The sequence below is a fragment of the Streptomyces saintjeani genome (assembly GCF_055409605.1).
This window is the reverse complement of the sequence record NZ_CP189624.1, coordinates 1,413,950-1,435,938: the sequence shown is the minus strand read 5'-3', so window position 1 is coordinate 1,435,938 and position 21,989 is coordinate 1,413,950. Positions and strand designations below refer to the sequence as shown.

The 21,989-nt window shown below is 74.1% G+C and carries 8 protein-coding genes; 3 read left to right on the top strand and 5 right to left on the bottom strand.

Annotation, left to right across the window (positions count from 1 at the left end; all coding sequences use genetic code 11):
* Positions 1 to 236: 236 nt before the first annotated feature.
* The 3 genes from ACQCO7_RS06240 to ACQCO7_RS06230 are packed head-to-tail and all read left to right on the top strand — an operon-like array spanning position 237 to position 15,588.
* Positions 237 to 2,024 carry an acyl-CoA dehydrogenase family protein gene (locus ACQCO7_RS06240; RefSeq protein WP_464070879.1) on the top strand — a complete coding sequence of 596 codons (1,788 nt, stop codon included), beginning with the start codon at positions 237 to 239 and terminating at the stop codon, positions 2,022 to 2,024.
* Positions 2,021 to 9,637: an amino acid adenylation domain-containing protein gene (locus ACQCO7_RS06235; RefSeq protein ID WP_464070878.1), complete on the top strand. Its 7,617-nt coding sequence runs from the start codon at positions 2,021 to 2,023 to the stop codon at positions 9,635 to 9,637. Before ACQCO7_RS06240 ends, ACQCO7_RS06235 begins: the two co-directional genes overlap by 4 nt.
* Positions 9,637 to 15,588 (top strand): type I polyketide synthase, encoded by a 5,952-nt coding sequence (locus ACQCO7_RS06230; RefSeq protein ID WP_464070877.1) that lies wholly within the window; start codon positions 9,637 to 9,639, stop codon positions 15,586 to 15,588. Before ACQCO7_RS06235 ends, ACQCO7_RS06230 begins: the two co-directional genes overlap by 1 nt.
* Before the next feature lie 98 nt (positions 15,589 to 15,686).
* Here the strand turns inward: ACQCO7_RS06230 and ACQCO7_RS06225 are convergent, their stop codons facing one another.
* From ACQCO7_RS06225 to ACQCO7_RS06205, 5 genes are all read right to left on the bottom strand, one after another.
* Positions 15,687 to 16,580, bottom strand: a complete 894-nt coding sequence (locus ACQCO7_RS06225) for an IS982 family transposase (RefSeq protein WP_464070876.1) — start codon at positions 16,578 to 16,580, stop codon at positions 15,687 to 15,689.
* Between the two features lie 63 nt (positions 16,581 to 16,643).
* A complete protein-coding gene (exaC, locus tag ACQCO7_RS06220) occupies positions 16,644 to 18,167 on the bottom strand; it encodes an acetaldehyde dehydrogenase ExaC (RefSeq protein WP_464070875.1) in 1,524 nt (507 codons plus the stop codon).
* 140 nt (positions 18,168 to 18,307) lie between these two features.
* Positions 18,308 to 19,573, bottom strand: a complete 1,266-nt coding sequence (locus ACQCO7_RS06215) for a winged helix-turn-helix domain-containing protein (RefSeq protein WP_464070874.1) — start codon at positions 19,571 to 19,573, stop codon at positions 18,308 to 18,310.
* 118 nt (positions 19,574 to 19,691) lie between these two features.
* Positions 19,692 to 20,294: an N-acetylmuramoyl-L-alanine amidase gene (locus ACQCO7_RS06210; protein ID WP_464070873.1), complete on the bottom strand. Its 603-nt coding sequence runs from the start codon at positions 20,292 to 20,294 to the stop codon at positions 19,692 to 19,694.
* Between the two features lie 306 nt (positions 20,295 to 20,600).
* On the bottom strand, positions 20,601 to 21,812 hold the full coding sequence (locus ACQCO7_RS06205; protein ID WP_464070872.1) for an ROK family protein: 1,212 nt from the start codon (positions 21,810 to 21,812) through the stop codon (positions 20,601 to 20,603).
* Between the last annotated feature and the right edge of the window lie 177 nt (positions 21,813 to 21,989).

The following is a 21,989-nucleotide window of genomic DNA, read 5'->3' as shown; positions in this document are numbered from 1 at the left end:
TTCAGGAATCCGACCGGACCCGACGATAAAAGCGTGTTCGCATCCGCCGCCAGGGGATCCGCCGGGGACTGGAAAAAAACGGAATCGGTTCCACGGTGCACTGGTAGATCTTCCAATTCCGCCCCGTGGACTGCGAAATCTTCCATTGCTCACACCCGCGGCCTGCGGCATCGTTCCCGGAGATCGTCCTTTCTTGAAGAATCCGAATTCCATGGACCCTGACATAGGAGAAGGTCATGACATCCGGGCGGAATCTGCTCAGCAACCCTGACAGGCCGAGTTTTCTGGAAGAGCTGTACGCCGGAAAACTCCGCTGGGACCTGCTCGACCCGTTCCCTGTCCAGGACGCGGCGGACCGGGCCGACGGCGACCGGGCGCTGACGGAGATCACGCGGTTCATGGCCGAGTGGATCGACCCCGACGACCTGGACGCCACGCGTGAACTGCCGCCCGGCTTCCTGAAGGAGATACGGGAGCGCGGCCTGGCCAAGCTCGGCGCGGACCCGGCGGTCGGCGGCCGGGGGCTCAGCCCTCGCAACATCTTCCGCGTGATCGACGAGGTGGCGGGCCGTTCGCTGGCGGTCGCGCTGATCCTCGCGATCGACAACGCCATCGGCATCAGCGCGTACCTGCCGCACCTCCCGGAGGGCCCGCTGCGGGACTTCGTCCGCGACCGGGTCGCCCGAGGCTCGCTGTCGTGCACGGCGGACACCGAGCCGCAGGGCGCCGCGAACACCTCCCGCCGGACGGTCGCCGTTCCCGTGGACGACGGCGACGCCTTCCTGATCACCGGCGAGAAGGTCTTCGTGGGCAACGCGCCCGTCGCCGACGTCGTGATCATCTCGGCGACCGTCACGCAGGACGACGGCACCGAGGCGCGGCGGCTGTTCTTCGTCGACACGGACACGCCCGGCCTGACCGTGCACGCGGAGCACGAGTTCATGGGCCTCAAGGGGTTCCCCAACGGCGGCTTCACCTTCGACGGGATGCGCGTCCCCCGCGCCCAGATGCTCACCGAACCCGCCTACTCGGGTCGGATGACACCCACCTCGACCCTGGCCACCCTGCTCGGCCGCAACTACCTGATCGCCGCCCCCTCCCTCGCCTTCGCCCGGCTCGGCACCGCCTGGTCCCGCGACTTCGCCGCCCGCCGGTCGGTCGACGGCCGGCCGCTCGCGGGGTACGACGAGATCCAGCGGCTGCTGGCCGCGACCGCCGCCGACACCTTCGCCGTCGACACCCTCACCAGCTGGACGATGCTGCGCCCGGGACCGGACGGCCCGGTCAACACGGCGTTCGAGCAGCTCGCCGTCAAGAACATCAGCTCGCTCGCCGCCTGGCGGGTCCTGGACCGGACCATGTCGCTGCTGGCCGCCGAGGGCTTCGAGACCGGCCCGAGCAAGGGGCGCCGGGGCGCGGCGGCGGTACCGCTGGAGCGCGCCGTACGCGACGCGCGGGGGCTGCGGATCTCCGGCGGCGTGGACTTCCAGCTCGACTTCTGGGCGGGCCGGACCATCCTGCCCACCTACTACCCCGAGCCGCGGGTCGCGGACGACCTCGACGCTCCGGCGGACCTGACCGGCCTGGACACCGACCGGCTGGACGACCGCTGCGCCGAGCACGCCCGGTACGCCACGGTGCAGGCCAAGGAACTGGCGAGGTTCCTGCTGCGGCTGCGCGAACAGCACGCGACCAGCGAGGAACTGCTCGCGCGCGAGCGGATCGTCATCTCCGTCAACCGGATCGTCAACGAGATCCTGACGATGGCCGTCGTCCTCGCCCGCGCGGCGGCCCTCGCCCAGGACGGCGACACCTCGGCGCGCGACCTCGCCGACGTCTTCTGCACCGACGCCCGCCGCCGCGTCACCGACGCCTGGACGGCGGCCCGCCACGCGGAGAACGGCGAGGAACCGGACCACGCGGCCGTCGCCGCCCGCCTGACGGATCCCTCCCGGCCGCCGGGCGTCCTCCACGACACCTACGCGCCCACCCACTCCGGCTCCACCGAAGGGGACGCCCAGTGAGCATCGACCAGGACATCAGCACCACCGGCCCCGGCCTGCCCCCTCCGGCGACCGGACTCCTCCCGGCCGCCGGGTTCCAGGAGCGCATCTGGTTCGCCGAACGTCTCGAACCCGGCACCGGCCTCTACAACGTCCCCCTGGCCTGGCGGATCCGCCCCGCGCTGGACGCCGGCGCGCTGGCCCGCGCCCTCGGGGACGTGGTGGAGCGGCACGAGATCCTGCGCACCCGCTTCCTCGACGCCGCGGGCGTGCTCCGCCAGGCGGTCGGGGAGCCGTGGACACCCGAACTCCGCCAGGAGGACCTGCGCGCTCTCGCCGAGGAGGACAGATCCCGCCGGCTGGCCGCACTGCTGGAGGAGGACGCCGCCCACTCCTTCGACCTCGCCGCGGGCAGGCCCCTCACCGCGTCGCTGATCCGGGTGGCCGACGACGAGCAGGTCCTCTCGCTGTGCGTCCACCACCTGGTGTGGGACGCCGGTTCCGAACAGCCCTTCCTCGACGACCTGGAGCACTTCTACCGAAGGGAGGCGGCAGACCCCCGCGACCCCGAGGCCACCACCACGGTCCGGGCCACCCCCCACCAGGAGCGCATGGCGTTCATCGACACCTTCGAGAACGGCACCGTCTACCCCCACCCGCCCGTCTACCACAACCAGGCGGCCGTCCACCGGCTGCCCGAGCCCCCCGACCCGGCCCGCCTCGACGCTCTGGCGACCGCCTTGTTCGCCCGGCACGAGGTCCTGCGCGCCCGGCTCGTCCAGACCCCGGACGGATTCGTGCAGCGGATCGCCGCACCGGCCCCGGTGACGGTCGACCACCTCACCCCCGGCGAGCTGCCGGCCTGGGTGAGCCGCCCCTTCGACCTCAGCGCGGGCCCGGCCCTGAGGATCGCCGTACAGACCGACGGGACCGGCGCCCTGCTCGCCCTCGTCGGCCACCAGGCGGTCGTCGACCGCACCTCCCTCGACCTGCTCATCGGTGAACTCCTCGCGGGGTCGGCCGCAGCCGTGGCCACCCCCCGGTCCGGCGCCGGCCACCGCTCCTGGCACCAGCGCCGCGACCCCGAACGCGCCCGCCGCGACCAGGCGTTCCTCGCCGACCGCCTCCGGCAGACGGCCGAACCCCTGGCCCTGCCGCTGGCCCGCCCCCGCGCCGCCGTCCACGTCTACGAGGAGCGGTCTGTCCCCGTGGCCCTGCCCGCCGAGGAGCGGCTGGCCTCCTTCCCCGGCGGGCGGACCAGCGCGGAGGCCCTCCTCCTGGCCGCCTTCACCGCCACCCTCAGTTGGTACTCCGGCCAGCGCGACCTGGTCGTCGGTCTCACCCACGACCTGCGCGGCGAAGCGGACCGCACGACGGTCGGCCCCCTGACGAACCTCCTGCCCCTGCGTCTCGACGTCCCGCCGAACCGCCCCTTCCACACCTGGACCGGCGAGGTCGCCACCCGCCTGAGCGAGGCCCGCGCCCATGGCACGGCTCTCTTCGAGGACGTCGTCCTGGATGTCGCCCCCGGCAAGGACATGAGCCGCACCGCCCTCTTCGACGTCCTCTTCCAGTACCGCCCCCGCGCCCCGCACGCCGGCCCCGCCGAACTGGTCACCGGCGAGGGCAAGTACGACCTGCACCTCTTCGTGGAGTCCGGCCCCGAAGGCCACACCGCCCGCCTGCTCTACAACGCCCTGTACTTCGACGAGTGGCAGCTGACAGCCCTGGCCACACACCTCACCCGGCTCCTGGAACAGGTGACGGCCGACCCCGCCCAGCCGGTGGACGACCTCGAACCCCTCACCGTGGACGAACGCCGCACCCAGCTGGAGCGCTGGAACGACACGGCCGCCCGCTACCCCGACACCACCCTGCACGCCCTGATCCGCGAGGCGGCCGAGGCCCGCCCCGACGCCGTGGCCGTCACCGACGGGGACCGGCACCTGACGTACGGCGAGCTGACCGCCGACGCCGACGCGATCGCCCGCGCCCTGGCCGTCAGGGGCGTACGGCCCGGCGAGTTCGTCGCCCTCTTCCTGGACCGGGGAGCCGACCAGGTCCGTGCCATGCTGGGCGTCCTCGCCTCGGGCGCCGCCTACCTGCCGCTGGACCCCGGCGCCCCGGCGGCCCGCACGGAGCTGATCGTCGAGGACTCCGGGACCCGCCTGATCATCGTGAACGAGCCCGCCGCCCGCGCCAAGGCCCGCTCCCTGGCCCACGGCGCCGAGGTCCTCGACCTGGCCGAACTGCTGCGCGTCGGCGCCCAGCCCGCCGCCCCCCGGCCGCCGGACACGACGCCCGGCGACACCGCCTACGTCATCTACACCTCCGGCACCACGGGCCGCCCCAAGGGCGTGCCGATCACCCACCGCAACGTGGTCCGGCTGCTGACCAACGACCGCTTCCCGTTCGCCTTCGGACCGGACGACGTGTGGAGCTTCTTCCACTCCTACGCCTTCGACTTCTCGGTGTGGGAGGTCTTCGGCTGCCTCGCCCACGGCGGCCGGCTCGTCGTGATCGGCAAGGACGCCGCCCGGGACGTCAGCCGCTTCACGGACGTCGTACGGCGCGAGGGCGTCACCGTCCTGAACCAGACCCCCAGCGCGTTCGCGGAGTTCGTCCGGCACGGCCGCGAGCGGTCCGTGACCCTCCCGCACCTGCGGTACGTCGTCTTCGGCGGGGAGAAGCTCCAGCCGGGGACACTCGCCGACTGGCACCGAAGCCACCCGCGGGCCGAGTTGGTCAACATGTACGGCATCACCGAGATCACCGTGCACGCCACCGTCCACCGGCTGACCGAGCAGGACATCGCCGGCGACGTGAGCAACGTCGGCGTCCCGCTGCCCACCGGCAGCCTGCGCGTCCTGGACCGGCACACCGGGCGGCGGCTGCTGCCCGTCGGCGCGGTGGGAGAGCTGTACATCGGCGGTGACGGGGTCACGCCCGGCTATCTGAAGCGGCCCGAGCTGAACGCCGAGCGGTTCGTGCTCGACCCGTTCGGCGGCGGCCGGCTGTTTCGCAGCGGGGACCTGGCACGCCATCTGCCGGACGGCACCGTGGAGTTCGTCGGGCGCGCCGACGCGCAGATCAAGCTGCGGGGCTACCGTGTCGAGCCCGGCGAGATCGAGACCGCGCTCGCCACGCATCCGGCGGTCGCCGAGGCCGCCGTCCTGCTGGAGGGCGGCAGCGAGGGCCGGCTGGTGGCGTACGTGCGGCTCGCCGAGGAGGGGGCCGTCTCCTCCGAGCTGCGCGGGCATCTCGCCGAGCGGCTGCCGGAGTACATGCTGCCGGCCGCGTTCAGGTCCGTGCCGCGCTTCCCGCTGACGGTCAACGGCAAGGTGGACACCGCCGCCCTGGCCGGGCTCGGCACACCGCTGGACGGCGCGGCCGGGCAGGCGGTCGAGCTGACCACCACCGCGAGCGAACTCGCCGGGATCTGGCGCGAGCTGCTGAACGTGGAGACGCTCACCGCGGCCTCCTCGTTCTTCGAGGTCGGCGGGCACTCCCTGATGGCGACCCGGCTGGTCGGCCGGGTGAGCGAGCGGTTCGGCGTGACGCTGAAACTGCGGGAGATCTTCGAGTACCCCGCGCTCCAGGACCTCGCCGACCGGGTGGACTCCCGCCGTGAGACCGCCGCAGGGGCTGTCGCCGCCCTGCCGCCGGGCGCCGAGCCCGCTTCCGACTTCCAGCGGCGGGCCTGGCTCGCGGAGCGCGGCGGCGACTCCGGGCTCTACCAGGTGCACCTGGTGTGGCGGGTGAAGGGCACACTGCGACGCCAGGCGCTCGCCGACGCGCTGGCCCTGGTGGTCTCCCGCCACGAGATCCTGCGCACCCGGTTCGTGGAGCACCTCGGGCAGGTCCACCAAGTGGTCGGCGAACCGTGGGCGCCGCAGGTGGCCGCCGAGGACGCCACCGCGTACGGCCCCGAGGGCGCCGAGCGGTGGGCCACGGAGTGGATCCGCCGGGAGACCGCCCAGCCCTTCGACCCGGCCTCGGGCCGGATGCTGCGTGCCACCCTCGCCCGGCTCAGTGACGACGAGCAGGTCCTCGCCCTGTGCGTGCACCACCTGGCCTTCGACGGCGAGTCCGTCCCGGTGCTGCTGCGCGAGCTGGCCGCCTGCTACGGATCCGACGGGTCCGCCCTCCCCGCGCCCGTCCAGTACCGCGAGTTCGCAGGCCGGCGGGCGGCCCACGGCACGGTTCCCGAGGAGGCCGTCGAACGCCTCGCGGGCGCCCCCGCGTACCCGGACATCACCCCGCCCGTGCCCGCCGAACCCAACGGCTACGTTCCGCTGCGGCTCCCCGCCGACCTGCTGGAGCGGCTGCGCCCCGTCCAGTCGAGCCATCGGGCGACCTGGTTCACCGTGGTGACCACCGCGCTGGCGGCCGTACTGCACCGCTGGACGGCGGCGGACGACCTGACCATCGGCACCCCCGTCGCCCTGCGCGAGGGCCCCGGCGCGGCCGACGCCATCGGACCCTGCCTCAACACCCTGGTGCTGCGCTCCCGGACGACCGGCGGGACGACGCTCGGCGAGCTGCTGAGCGGCCTGCGCGAGAGTGTCTTCGACGCGATGGCCGGGCAGGGCGTCCCCTTCGACACCCTCGTCGAACGCCTCGACCCGCCGCAGCGGCCCGGCTGGACGCCGTACGCGGACGTCAGCGTCAACGTGAACGCCGCGCCGTCCGCCGGCACCCCCCTCGGCGACGCCGAACTGCGGCAACTGCTCCCCGAGGACTTCTGGGCCCACGAAGCCAAACTCGCCCTGACGCTCACCCTGTTCGCCGGCGACGGCCCCCTGCGCGCCCTGCTGTCCTACCGGGGCGACCGGCTGCGCAGGACGGACGCCCAGCACATCGCCGACGAGATGAGCGCGCTGCTGGCCGGCTTCGCGGACCGGCTCGCGGAGCCGGTGCGCCCGAGCGACGCGCACACCGCACCCGCGCTGCCCCCCGCCGTCCAGTACCGCGCGTACATCGACGCGCAGCGCGCCAAGGCGGCCGGCGCCGAGGGCCGGGAGCTGGTCGAATGGTGGGCCGGCCGCCTCGCCGGCGCCCCCGCCTACCCGGCGCTCGGCCCGGTGCCCGCGCCCGAGCCGCACGGCGTCGTACCGCTGCCGTTCGCCCCGGACCTGCTGGCCAAGGTCACGGCGGTGGGCACCCGGCACCGCACGAGCTGGTTCACGGTGGTCGCCACGGCGCTCGCGGCGGTCATGCACCGCTGGACCGGACAGGACGACCTGACGATCGGCACCCCGGTCGGCAACCGCGACGCGTCCCTGGCCCGGGTGATCGGTCCGTGCATGAACACGGTCGCCCTGCGGTCGGGCCTGCCCGACGGCCTCACCCTCGGCGGACTGCTCGACCGGATGCGGGAGACCGTCCTCGACACCCTCGACCGGCACGACGTGGCCTTCGAGTCGGTCGTCGACCGGCTCAACCCGCCGCGCAGGCCCGGCTGGACGCCCTACCTGGACGTCACCCTCAGCACCCTCGGCGGCGCGCCGACCCGGGAGTTCGCGGGCGCCGGACTCACCCCGCTGGCCCCGCCGTCCGCGCAGGCGGGCGAGGCCGTCAAGTACGGCCTGCTGTTCGGCGTCCGCGTCACCGGCGACCGGATCGAGGGCACCCTCAGCTACCGGGGCGACCGGATCGGCGCGGTGGACGCGCGGCGTCTGGCCCGGCTGCTCGCCCGGGTCCTGGACCGCTTCGCCGACCAGCTCGACCGCCCCGTAGCCACCCTGGACCTGATGGACGACGAGGAGCGCGCCGTCCTCGCGGCCCACGAGTCGGGCCCCGCGCCCCACGAGCCGACCACCGTGCCCGCTCTGCTCGCCCGCCACCTGGCCCAGCGGCCCCACGCACCCGCCCTGGAGACCGACGCCACGACCCTCACCTACACGGACCTCCTCGCCCGCGCCGGAGCGCTCGCCGAGGAACTGAAACCGTACGCGGGCGGCCCGGACCCCGTCGTGGCGGTGCTGCTCGACCGGAGCGCCGACTATGTCGTGGCGATGCTCGCCGCCTGGCTCGCGGGCTGCGCCTACTGCCCGATCGACCCGGCGTACCCGGCGGACCGGATCGAGTACGTCCTCGGCGACCTCGGCACCGAAGTCGTGGTCACCGACCCGCGGCTCGGCGTCGACCTCGGCCGCCTGCCGGTGCCCCACGTGGACGTGACGCGCGCCCGCGCGTGCGCCGGCCCGCCCGAGATCCCCCGGCCGGACCCCGCCGACATCGCCTACGTCCTGTACACCTCCGGCACCACGGGCCGTCCCAAGGGGGCCGCCGTCACCCATGGCGGGCTCGCTCAGCTGTGCCTGTGGAAGCAGGACTTCCTGGGCCTGGGCCCGGACGACCGGGTCAGCCACGGGGTCAGCGTCGGCTTCGACGTGGCGCAGGCCGAGGTGTGGCCCGCGCTCGCCGCGGGGGCGGTGCTCCTGCCGTACGAACAGCCCCTGACCCCCGACTCCTTCGCGACCTGGCTCGACGAACGGCACGTCAGCGTCGCCTGGGCGGCCACCCCCGTCGCCGAGCTGATCTGGTCGCTGGGGCACGAACTGCCCCGGCTGCGCCAGCTGATCGTCGGCGGCGCCGCCATCACCTCCCTGCCCCCGAACCGTCCGGGCTACCGGATCCTGAACGCGTACGGCCCCACCGAGGCCACCGTGTTCGTCGGCACCCACCAGGTCGACGTCGACGCCCCCGTGCCGCTGAGCCGGATCGGCGTACCGGTGACCGGCGCGCGGCTGTACGTCCTCGACGCCGAGGGCAAGCGCTGCCCCGCCGGAGTCCCCGGGGAGATCTGCATCGGCGGCACCCCGCTGGCCGCGGGCTACTGGCGCCACCCCGAACTGACCGCGCGGGCGTTCAGGGCCACCGACCCCGACGGACGCCCCGAGCCCGTCTACCGCACCGGCGACCTCGGGCGCTGGCTGCCCGACGGCACCCTCGACTACCTCGGCCGCCTCGACCGGCAGGTCAAGGTGCGCGGACAGCGCGTCGAACCGGCCGAGATCGAACACCACCTGCGCCGGGCACCGGACGTCGCGCACGGCGCCGTCCGCGCCTTCCCCGGCGAGGCCGCCGAACTCGTCGGCTACGCCGTACCCGTCGACGGCCGGCGTCTCGACCCGGCGCTGATCCTCGGCGAACTGCGCGGCCGGCTGCCCCGGTTCATGGTCCCCGACGTGATCCTCGAACTGCCCGAACTGCCGCGTACGGCCCACGGCAAGGTCGACTACGGCGCACTGCCCCGCCCCGACCGCACCGCCCTCCTCGGCGAGGGGCCCCGTCAACTGCCGCGCACCGAACTGGAACAGCGCGTCGGCGCCGCCTGGCGCGCGGTGCTGCGCACGGAACAGGTCGGCGTCCACGACAACTTCTTCGACCTCGGCGGCAACTCCCTGCTCCTCGCCGCCCTGCACGGTCGGCTGCGGGCGGAGCTGAGGCCGGACCTGCCCATGCACTGGCTGTTCGAGCACCCCACGGTGCACTCCATGGCGACCGCGCTGGCCGGCGGCGGCAGCACCGCCGACGACGGCGTACGCGCCGCGGCCCGCCGGGCCGCCGCCCGCCGCAGCCGCGCGGCCCGCACCCGCCCGCGCCGACAGAACCACAAGGAGAACTGATGAGCGACACGTTCGCCAAGGACGAGACCGACGAGACCGGTGAGGAACGGGTCGCCATCGTCGGGATGGCCTGCCGCTACCCCGGCTCCGCCGACGTGTCCGCGTTCTGGGAGAACCTGCGCAAAGGCGCGGACGGCATCTCCCGGTTCACCACCGACGAGCTGACGGCCGCCGGGGTCGCCGAGCAGGTCGCGCGCCACCCCGACTACGTGCCCGCGCGGGGCGTGCTGCCCGGCGGCGACCTGTTCGACTGGTCCCTGTTCGGCTACAGCCCCGGCGAATCCGCGCGCATGGACCCCCAGCAACGGGTCTTCCTGGAGACCGCGTTCACCGCGCTGGAGGACGCCGGCCTCGACACCCGGCGCGCCGACACCTGGATCGGCGTGTACGCCGGCTGCGACGTCCCGCGCGCCGACTTCGAGACGGACGAGGACCTGGCGACCGAGATGCTGGCCAGGGACAAGGACTTCCTGGCCACCCGGGTCGCCTACAAACTGGGGCTGCGCGGACCGGCGATGACCGTCCAGACGGCGTGCTCGACCTCCCTGGTCGCCACCCACCTCGCCGTACAGAGCCTGCTGGGCCACGAGTGCGACGCGGCGCTGGCCGGCGGGGTGTCCCTGCGGCTGCCCCCGGCCGGCGGCTACCGCTACCGCAGCGGCGGCATCGCCTCACCGGACGGCCACTGCCGCCCGTTCGACGCCGCCGCCGACGGCACCGTGCCGTCCAACGGCGTCGGGATCGTCGTCCTCAAACGCCTGTCGGACGCGGTGCGCGACGGCGACCGGATCGTCGCCGTGCTGCGCGGGTCGGCCCTCAACAACGACGGCAGCGAGAAGATCGGCTACACCACGCCCTCGGTGCCCGGCCAGCGCGAGGTGATCGCTCTGGCCCACGAGCAGGCGGGCATCGGCTCGGACGACATCAGCTACGTCGAGGCCCACGGGACCGGCACGGCGGTCGGCGACCCGGTCGAACTGGCCGGGCTGAAGGCCGCGTTCGCCGACACGTCGGACGCCGGCACCCGCCCCGAGCGCTGCTGGCTCGGCGCGGTCAAGAGCAACATCGGCCACACGGGCTCCGCCGCCGGGGTCGCCGGGATCATCAAGACCGCCCTGATGCTGCACCACCGCACCCTCGTCCCCAACGCCCACTTCGACGAGCCCGCCGAAGCGCTGGCCGACAGCCCCTTCCAGGTCTGCCGGGAGACCCGGCCCTGGCCCGGCGAGGGTCCCCTGTTCGCCGGCGTGAGCTCCTTCGGCATCGGCGGGACGAACGCGCACATCGTGCTGGAGAGCCCGCCGCCACCCCCCGGCCGTACGCCGGAGCGGGTTCCGGCCGCGCCCCGGCTGCTGCCCCTGTCCGCGCCCACCGAGGCCGGCCTCGACCGGCTGCGCGACAGCCTCGCCGAACGCCTGGCCGCCCCCGACGCCCCGCGCCTGGACGACACGTCGTGGACCCTGGCGACCGCACGGCGGCGCTTCCCGGTGCGGGTGGCGCACGTCGTGACCGACGCCACCGAGGGATGGGACGCGCTGCGCGGCACCGCCGTCGCCGTCCGCGCCCCGCAGAGCCCCGACGCGGCCCGGCAGGCCGGCATCGTCATGACGATGCCGGGCCAGTCCGTCCTGCGGGCGGGTTCCGGACGGGCCGCACACGCCCTGCTGCCCCGCTTCCGCACGGCCTTCGACCGGACCCGCGAGGAGGCCCTCGACCGGTTCGGGATCGACGTCGCCACCTGCCTCGACCCCGCCGCCGACCCCGGCTGGCTCGACGACACCCGCAACCAGCAGGTCGCGCTCCTCGCCCTCGGCCACGCCCTCGCCGAGCAGCTCGCCGCCTGGGACATCCGGCCGACCGCCCTGCTCGGCAACAGCAGCGGCGAGTACGTCGCCGCCACCCTCGCGGGCCTGTGGGACCTGAGCGACGCCCTGACCGTCGTCCACGCGCGAGGCCAGGCCATGGGGGAGGCGCCCGAGGGGCGGATGATCGCCGTCTCGGTGAGCCCGGAGCGGGCCGCCGCACTCGCCGCGCGGCACGACGGGGTCGGGGTGGCCGTCGACGCGCCCGGACACGTGATCGTCTCCGGGCGGGTGGCGGCGGCCGAGGCGTTCACCGCCGACCTGGAGCGGCAGGGCATCGGGTTCACCGTCCTGCGCGCGCCCCTCGCCTCGCACTCCGCCGTCATGGCGGACGCGGCGGACACCCTGCGCGCGGTCCTCGCCGGCGTCCCCACCCGCCCCCTGCGCGTCCCGGTCGTCTCCAACGTCACCGGCGACTGGCTGACCGACGAGCAGGCCGCCGACCCCGGCTACTGGGCGGCCCACCTGTGCACGACCGTCCAGCTCACCCAGGGCATCGGCACCCTGCTCGACGGGCCCTCGGCCCTGGCCCTGGAACTCGGGCCCGGCACCACCATGAGCCGGTTCCTGCGCGCGCATCCCGCCTGGGGTGGGGACCGCGCGGCCGTCCCCACCCTCGGGCGCGTCGCGGCCCAGGAGGAGGCCAGCGTCCTGGGGGCCGTCGGACGGCTGTGGGAGCGCGGCCTCGAACCGGCGTGGGCCGACCTGTTCACCGAAACGCCCCGGCGTACGGCGCTGCCGCCCGTTCCGCTCGACTCGCGGGAGCTGCCCGCGGCCGGCCGCCGCAGGGCCGGTACGCCGCTGGTCGCGTCCCCGCTCCAGCAGGACGGGCCGGTGCTGCTGGGCCGGCCACGCTGGACGCAGACGCAGGGGCGGGCGGCGCAGCGGTACGACGCGCTGCTGCTGGTGGGGGAGACGGGCGAGGCCGGGCCGGTCCTGGAGAGCCTGTGCGCGCCGGACGCCGAACGGCACCGTACGAGCTGGGACGACGCCGAGACGGCCCTGTCCGTTCTGCCGGCGGGGCCCGACCGGGCCGGTGCGGTCGTGGGCGTCCTGCCGGCGGAGGAGGAACCCGGTGCGCTGGAGGCGATGACCCGGCTGGCGCGGGCCTGCGCGGAGCGTTCCGTGCAGCTGCTGGTCCTCGGGCGCGGTGTCGCCGAGGTGCTGGACGGGGAGAGGGTGCGCTCCGACGCCGGGGCGCTCGCCGCGTGGGCCGGCGCCGGGCGCGCGGTGCTGCTCGACCTGGGACCCGCCGACGAGCCGGTGCCGGGCGGCGCTCCGCGGGTGCGGGGCGACCGCGGGCTGTACGCCTGGCGCGGGGGGCGGTGGTGGCACTTCCAGGCGCCGCCGTTGACGCCGTCGCCGGTGTCCGCGGGCGCCGCCGGGCGGCTGGCGATCGGTGTGGACGGGGTGCCGGGTGTGCGGGCGCTGGTCCGTGACCTCGCGGCGAGCGGTGCCGACATCGGCGCCTTCGTTCCGGCGCCCTGCGCCGACGACCGGCGTGAGCGCCTTCCCTCGGTCGCCGCCGGGCTCGAAGCCGTACCGGCCTGGGCCGACACCGGCAGGCTGTCCGCCCACCCCGCGCTCGGCGCGTCCCTCGACCGGTTCTGCGCCGGCCTGATCGGACGGTTCCTCCTGTCGGCGGGCGGCGTCTCTCCCGGCGAACCGGTCGGTGCCGACGAGCTGAGCCGACGCCTCGACCCGCAGGGGCGGCTGCCCCGGTACACGGACATGCTGCTCGGCGTCCTGGAGAACGAGGGCTGGCTCGAACCGGGTCCGACACCCCGGCTGACCGACGACTTCGCCGACCGGGTGTCCCGGGCACTGGCGGACGGCGAGACCCTGGGCCCGCTCTCCGGCCTGCGCCGTCTGGTGGAGCACTGCGTGGCGGCGCTGCCGGACGTTTTCGCCGGCACACGCACCCCGCTCTCCGTCCTCTACCCGGACGGCAGGCCCGACTTCCTGCGCGAACACATGGGCGACAACCGGATCGTCGTCGGCGACTCGGCGGCCTGCCTCGACTCGCTGGTCCAGGCGATCCGGGCGCTGCCCGTGGACGCGCGCCGCCCGCTCAGCATCCTGGAAGTGGGCGCCGGTGAGGCCGGGTTCGCGCAGCGTCTGCTGGACGGCTGGGATGCCCGCGACCACGTGTCGTACCACGTGACCGACGTGAGCCCGCTGCTCGTACGCCGGGCCCGCGAACGCTACGCGGACGCCGCCGGCATGTCCTTCACCGTCTACGACGTCACCCGTGACCCGCTCGAACAGGGGCTGGCACCGGGGACGTACGACCTGGTCGTCGCCTACAACTCGCTGCACGTCGCGCCCGACGTCCGCGATGCCGTCCGGCGGCTGCGCCGGCTGCTGAGCGACGACGGGTCCCTGTGCCTCGTCGAGATCACCTCGCCCAGCCGCTGGGAGCACCTCGTCTGGGGGCTGGCACCGGGCTGGTGGGACTACCGGGACGACCTGCGCACCGACTCGGTCCACCTGGACCGCGAGAGCTGGCTCACGGCTCTGCGGGACGGGGGGTTCGACGAGGTGACCTGTCTGCCGGGCGACGGAGCGGCCGACCATACGCTGCTGGTGGCCGCGGGAGCCGGGGGGCAGGGGACGGACGTCGCGGGCGTCGCGGACGTCACGGGCGTCGCGGGCGTCGCGGCGGAGCTGGTGCGGCGGGCCGGGGAGTGCGACACGCTGATCCATGTGGTGGGTCCGTCGGCGTCGGCGGACGGGCTCGGCTCCGCGTTCACCGGGGATTCCCGGGCGCTGCTGGTCAGCGTGGACACGCCCGACCCGGACACCGTGGAGGGCGCCCTCGCCGAGCAGCGGCGCCGTGCCTTCGATCCGCCGCTCGACGGCTCGGCCGCCTGGCGGCATGTGGAGGTTCCGCGTCTCGACGCGGCGACGCTGGCCGCGCTGCCGGCCCTGGCCGTCGACGAGACGCTGCCGCCGGTGCTGCGGCTGGTACGCCCCGCGGTCCTGCCCGCCGGTCCGGCGGTGCGGGAGGCCGCGTCCGAGGCCCCGGCGCCGGATCCTCGGCCCTCGGCCACCGGGGCCCGCTGGACCGATCCGGCGTCGGTGGCGCTGGACGAGGTGTGGCGGGATCTGCTCGGCACACCGGCCACCGGCGAGGGGGACGACTTCTTCGCGCTGGGCGGGGACTCGCTGATGGCTGTGCACTTCGTCAGCCGTGTGCGGGAACGCACCGGTGTGGCCCTGTCGTTGACCGCGTTCGCGGAGTCGGCGACGTTCGGGGAGCTGCGCGCGCTGCTGCGGGCGGCGACGGACGGACCGGCGCTGTCCGTCCGCGCCCGGCCGCAGGCGCCGGCCGGGCGGGAGCGGACGCAGGAGCGGGAACCGGGGGAGCCGATCCCCGACCTGATGCCCCTGCGCAGCACCGGCACCCGCACGCCGCTCTTCCTGGCCGCACCGGCGGTCGGCAGTTCCCTCTGCTATCGCACCCTCGCTCAGCGGCTCGGCGACGACCAGCCCTGCTACGGCATCGAGTCCCCGCTGATGCGCGAGGACTTCACGGGCTCACGGATCGAGGACGTGGCCGCGCACCACGTGGACGTGATCCTGCGGGCGCGACCCGAGGGGCCCTACCGGGTGGGCGGGTGGTCGGTGGGCGCGATGGTGGCCCATGAGGTGGCACGCCAGCTGATCGACGCCGGCCACGTGGTCGACCTCGTCCTGGGCATCGACGGCTATCCCGTGGACACCCACGGCCGCCCTCAGTACACCTTCCCGGCTCTGCTGGCCCAGGGCCTGCGCTACCAGGCCCAGGCCGCCCTGGGCCGACGCCCGGACATCCAGCGCATGGGCGGCGACCAGCGCCTCTACCGCCGTGCTTTCCAGCGCAACGTCCGCGCGATGCTCCGCCACGCTCCCCGCCCGGTGCCCTGCGACGCCGTCGTGTTCAAGGCCGGCGCCGACACGGAGGCGGCCGACCGCGTACGCGAACGGATCGGCTCCCTCTACGAGGGCACGATCGACGTCCTGCGGTCACCCGGCACCCACTTCACCATCCTGAACGACCCCCACGTGACCGAAGTCGCCGACCGGCTCACCACTCGGCTGGCCTGAGGGACGCGTCCGGCGGGAGGCGGCCACCCCGCCTCCCGCCGGACGCACCGGCCGGCCGGTCGGGCGTCGCGGGCCCCTAGACGAGTCATTCCGAATGATCAGTGGTCGTAGGCGATCAGTGATCGCGTGACCGGCTGGCGGGTCTTGTGGTTGTGCCAGATCGCGGCGGCCATCGCGAGGATGCGCCGGGCGACGCGGACGGCGACGCCTTCGAAGGTCCGCTCGCCGTGCTGTTCCAGGTCGAGCTGGCCTTTGAGGGTGTCGTTGACCGACTCGATCAGCTGCCGCACCGACTTGAGGAGGTTCTCGCCCTTGCGTTTCTTCTCGCGCTTGAACGACGGCCGCAGCAGCTCCGCGCCCCGGAAGGCCAGACCTGCCTCGAACTCCTTGGACGCGAAGCCCTTGTCCGCGATCACCAGCAGGCCCGGCCGGTCCGTGGCCAGGTGCGGTTCGCGGTCCAGCATCGCGGCCAGCACCTCCCGCTCGTCCACCTTCGGGTTCGCCAGTGCCCACAGGACGGGCATCCCGGCCGGGGTGCAGACCAGGAACAGCCGCAGGCCCCAGAAGAACCGGGAGTGCGAGGCGCAGTATCCGTATCCGGCCCAGCCGGCCATGTCCGACCGCTTCACCGTCGGACGCGAGCGGCCGCACTCCACCGGAGTGGGATCGACGATCCAGTGGTTGTCGAACCAGAAGTCCGTATCCGCAGCCAGCAGGCGTATCGTGCGCTTGACCAGCGGCAACGCGGCCCGAAGCCGCTTGTTCCAGCCCGGCTGCTTCGGCACGTACGGGAACATCGCTCCCAGGCGGGAGTCTACGAACCGCAGCCAGCGGGACTCCGACGTGAACCCCAGCAGCGCCTGGCCGACGGCCAGGCAGACCAGCTCGGAGTCGGTCAGCCGGGGCGGACGGCCCAGCCATCGGCCACCTCCGATCTCGTCGTCGATCTTCACGTACAGTGCGGTCAGCAGGGCGTCCAGGTTGTTCGTCACACAACGATCTTGGACGCCCTGTCTGCGTTCCCGGACACGCCGTCAGCATTCGGAATAACTCGTCTAGAAGTACCCCAGCTTCTTCGGCGAGTACGACACCAGGAGGTTCTTGGTCTGCTGATAGTGCTCCAGCATCATCTTGTGCGTCTCCCGGCCGATCCCCGACTGCTTGTACCCGCCGAACGCCGCGTGCGCCGGGTACGCGTGGTAGCAGTTGGTCCACACCCGGCCCGCCTGGATCGCGCGGCCCGCGCGGTACGCCGTGTTGACGTCGCGGGTCCAGACGCCCGCGCCGAGGCCGTACGGCGTGTCGTTGGCGATCTTGATGGCGTCGTCGAAGTCGTCGAACCCGGCGACGGAGACGACCGGTCCGAAGATCTCCTCCTGGAAGACGCGCATCCGGTTGTCGCCCTCGAAGATGGTCGGGCGGACGTAGTAACCGCCCTTCAACTCGCCGTCGTACTCGGCGCGTTCACCACCCGTGAGGATCTTCGCGCCCTCCTTCTGGCCGATCTCGATGTACGAGAGGATCTTCGCGAGCTGCTCGCTGGACGCCTGCGCGCCGATCATCGTCTCGGTGTCGAGCGGGTGCCCCGGCTTGATCAGCTCGGTGCGGGCGACGGCCGCGGCGAGGAAGTCGGGGTAGTTGCCGCGCTGGATGAGCCCCCGGGAGGGGCACGTGCACACCTCGCCCTGGTTCAGCGCGAACATCGTGAACCCTTCGAGGGCCTTGTCGCGCAGGTCGTCGTCCTTGTCCCAGACGTCGTCGAAGAAGATGTTCGGCGACTTCCCGCCCAGCTCCAGCGTCACCGGCTTCAGGTTCTGTGCCGCGTACTGCATGATCAGCCGCCCGGTCGCGGTCTCCCCGGTGAACGCGACCTTCGCCACGCGCGGGCTCGACGCGAGCGGCTTGCCCGCCTCCAGGCCGAAGCCGTTGACGATGTTCACGACACCCGGCGGCAGCAGGTCCGCTATCAGCGACATCCAGTAGTGGATCGACACGGGCGTCTGCTCGGCCGGCTTGATCACGACCGTGTTGCCCGCCGCCAGCGCCGGCGCGAGCTTCCACGTCGCCATCAGGATCGGGAAGTTCCACGGGATGATCTGCGCGACCACGCCGAGCGGCTCGTGGAAGTGGTACGCCACGGTGTCCTCGTCGACCTCGCTGAGCGAGCCCTCCTGCGCGCGCACCGCCCCCGCGAAGTACCGGAAGTGGTCGATCGCCAGCGGGATGTCCGCCGCCAGCGTCTCGCGCACCGGCTTGCCGTTCTCCCAGCTCTCCGCGACCGCCAGCGCCTCCAGGTTCGCCTCCATCCGGTCGGCGATCCTCAGCAGGACGTCCGAACGCTCCGTCGCCGACCGCCGCCCCCACGCGGGCGCCGCCGCGTGCGCCGCGTCCAGCGCCTTCTCCACGTCCTCCGCCGTGCCGCGCGCGACCTCCGTGAACGGCTGCCCGTTCACCGGACTCGGGTTCTCGAAGTACTGCCCCCGCACCGGCGGCACGTACTCCCCGCCGATGAAGTGGTCGTAACGCCCCTGGTAGGAGACGAGCGCCCCCTCCGACCCGGGCGCGGCGTAACGAGTCATCCCATGCCTCCTTCACCGGTGCTGCCCGCCATTGGACAGCTCCGACGGACCGTACGCACCCGGACGTTGCACCCACGTTGCACGACCGCACCCGTACGAGGCCGCCGCTCTCCACGCGACGTCGGTGTCACTCGCCGCCCTCATGTCCCCCACCCTCCCGCCGCCGCCAACTCCGCCTCCAGCGCGGCCAGTCGCGCCCGCACCGGCGCCGTCGGACGTACCGCCGCCAGCGCCCGCCACACCTCCAGGTCGTCCTCGCCCCACGGCGCGTGCGCCCAGTCGGACAGCAGGTCGGGGTCCTGGCCCGCGATCAGCGCCGCCCTCAGCTCGTCCGCGAGCTGCCGCCTGAGCCGCATCACCGCGGGCGCCCGCGACCCCGGCAGCAGCGGGCCGCCGTACGCCGAGAGTGCCCCCGTCACCGCCCCGGCGGCGATCCTGCGCTCCACGACCGCCACGTCCGACTCCACCGGTACGGTCAGCCGGTACGGCCGCGACGCGAGCAGCTCCGGGCCCAGCACCCCGCGCAGCCGGGCCAGTTCGGCGCGCAGCGTCACCGGCGGCACCGACTCGTCCTCGTACAGCGCGCACAGCAGCTCGTCCCCGGTCAGCCCCTCCGGATGGCGGGCCAGCAGCACCACGATCTCGCTGTGCCGCCGGCTCAGCCGCACCCGCCTGCCGCCCACCGTCAGCCGCGCCTCGTCCCGCCCCAGCGCGGCCAGCTCGGGCGCCCCGACGCCGGGCCGCTCCCGCGCGAGCAGCGCCAGCTGTCCCTCCGCCGCCCGTGCCACCGCCTGCACGAACCCCAGGCTGTGCGGATGCGCCAGCGCGTCCCCGCCCGTCACGTCGACGGCGCCCAGTACCCGCCCGGTGCGCGGGTCGTGCACCGGAGCCGCCGCGCAGGTCCACGGCTGCGCCTGCCGCGTGAAGTGCTCCGCCGCGAACACCTGCACCGGACGGTCCACCGCGACCGCCGTCCCCGGCGCGTTCGTCCCCACCGCGCTCTCCGCCCACCGCGCGCCGGGCACGAAGTTCATCCGCCCCGCGCGCCGCCGGGTCGCCGCGTGCCCCTCGACCCACAGGAGGCGGCCGTGCGCGTCGCACACCGCGAGCAGATGTGCGCCGTCCGCCGCGAACGGCGCCATCAACTCCCGCAGCAGCGGCATCACCAGGGCGAGCGGGTGCTCCGCGCGGTAGGTGCCGAGCGCGCCGTCCGTCAGCTCCACGTCCGCCGTGCGGTCCGGCCCCACGCCGGCTCGCGCGGAGCGCCGCCACGAGTCCGCGACGACCCGGCGGACCGGCTGGGCGACCGTTCCGGCGGCCGTGAACGTCTCGTGCGCCCGCCGCAGCGTACGGACTCGCTCGGCGGGGTCGGCCCCCGGTTCGAGGGCCACCCAGGGATCGGTCAACTCGGCCTCCTGGAGGGTGAATCGGACGGCACAGGGCGCCGTGCGTGCTGCGGGCCATCGTCACTCCGGGTGCGGGCCCCGACAACCGTCGCGGCACCACCCGCCCGGATCTGCCGGGTCAGACCTGGGCGACGAGTCTCATGTACCGCGCCCAGTCCCAGTTCCGGCCCGGGTCCGTGTGATCGCTGCCCGGCACTTCGTAGTGGCCGATGATGTGCGCCCGGTCCCTGGGGATGCCGTACCGGTCGCAGACCGTCGCCGTGAGCCGCGCGGACCGCTCGTACATCGCGTCCGTGAAGTAGGCGGGCCGGTCCACCCAGCCCTCGTGCTCGATGCCGACGCTGCGGGTGTTGTACGCCCAGTTCCCCGCGTGCCACGCGACGTCGGCCTCCCGCACGCACTGCGCGACCCGGCCGTCGGAGGAGCGGACCACATAGTGCGCGGACACGTTCTTCTTCGGGTTCTGGAAGATCGTCAGGGCCTTGTCGAACGACGTCTGCGTGGCGTGGATGACGACGAGGTCGACGGGGTGCCGCTGCGAAGGGCGGTCGGAGGGGGTGTAGTTGGCGGCGTCCGCGGGGGCCCACAGCGCGGAGGGGTAGTCGGCCGCCTGGGTCTGCGCCCCGGCCCTCGGCTCGGGCAGCACCACGGAGGCCGCCGCCGCGAGCGCGGCTCCTTTGAGGAGGTGCCGCCGGTTGGGGAGGGGACTGGCGCGGTTCATACAAGGCCCTTCTGCCGGTGGGGAGTTCGACGCTTCGCCGCTGCGGTGCGTGTGATCACACCGTACGGGGAGCGGAGAGTCCGCAAGAGGGCACTTCGGGAATCTGTGGACAGACCGGGGCCTGTGGATAAGTCGGTCACCCGAACGGGGTAATTGCGAGGCCGGGGGCGGCAGTTGTCCATAGGGAGGATCGTTTCGCCCCGGCGCGAGGCGAATGCCGGCTCGGCACCGAGTGTGACAATCACACCGGACCGAGTCGCCTCACCTCCGCTACCCGGCTCGGCTCTCCGCTCCGCGGCGCGCCCCTCACCCCGCCCCGACCCCAACCCCCACCGGATCGTCCAGCACCCCCCGCACCACGGAATGCGCAGCCCCCAGCAACGGCCCCTCCGACCCCAGCCGGGACACGGACACCGGACACACCGGCCCCGCCGTCCGCCGAGCCAGCTCCGCCTCCAGCGACGGCAGCAGCCACGGCGCGAGTCCGGCGAGCGCCCCGCCGAGGACGACCCCTTCCGGGTCCAGCAGGTTGACCGCCCCCGTGAGGGCGATCCCGAACGCCGTCCCCGCCTCCCGCAGGGCCCGCCGCACCGCCTCGTCACCGTCCGCCGCGCGCCCCGCGAGCAGCCCGACCCGGTCGTTGCCGGGCGCGAGGCCGGCGGCCCGCAGCACGGCTTCTTCCCCGGCGTACTGCTCCAGGCACCCGTGCCCCCCGCACACGCACTCCGGCCCGTCGGGATGGACCGGCACATGCCCCAGCTCACCCGCGAACCCCCGGGTCCCGCGCAGCAGCCCGCCGTCCACGACGACCGCCGCGCCGATCCCGATCTCGGCGGAGACGTGCAGGAAGTCCCGGGGCGTGTCCTCACCGAGCCAGAGTTCGGCGAGCGCACCGAGGTTGGCCTCGTTGTCGACGACGAGCGCGGGCTGATCGGGCAGGAGTTCACCGAGGTCGACACCGCGCCAGTCGAGGTTCGGCGCGCGCACGACCGTACGCCCGTCCCGCGCCACGAGCCCCGGCACGGCGACGGTGAGCCCCGCCGCCCACAGCCCCTGCGCGCGTGCCTCGGCGACGACGTCCCGGACCAGGCCGCTGAGCTCCGCGACGACGGGTACGGGGGAGCGGCGCCGGTTGCTGCCCTGCCGCTCGGCACGCGCGCGTACCTCACCGCGCAGGTCGACCGCGCAGACGGCGAGATGATCGACGCCGATCTCCGCGCCGATCCCGGCGGGGCCGCGCCGGGAGACGGCGAGCGCGGACCCCGGCCGGCCCACCCGCCCCGGCCGCTCGGGCCCCAGCTCCTCCAGCAGCCCCGCCCGTATCAGCTCGTCCACCAGCGTCGACACGGCCGTCCGTGTCAGCCCGATCCGCGAGGCCACCGCCGCGCGCGAGAGCGACCCCTCCGCGCTGACGGCATGCATGACCCGCGCGAGGTTGCGCCGCCGCATGCCCTGCTGGGTGTCGGAGGACACCCGGCCGGTGGCGGCGGGGCGGGGGTCGTGCAGGGGGGCGGTCATGCGGGGGTGTCCTTCGGTCGGCGGTGCTGGCGATGACGGCCGGGCCCCGCGGGTGACGCGGAACCTGCGGCCGACGGATTATGAGTCCGCTGGCGTGGCCTCCCGCGCGCGGGAGGCCTGATTCCGCCGGGTGGAACGGCGTGTCGCGCTCCCCGGAACCTTCGTAGAACCCCGGCG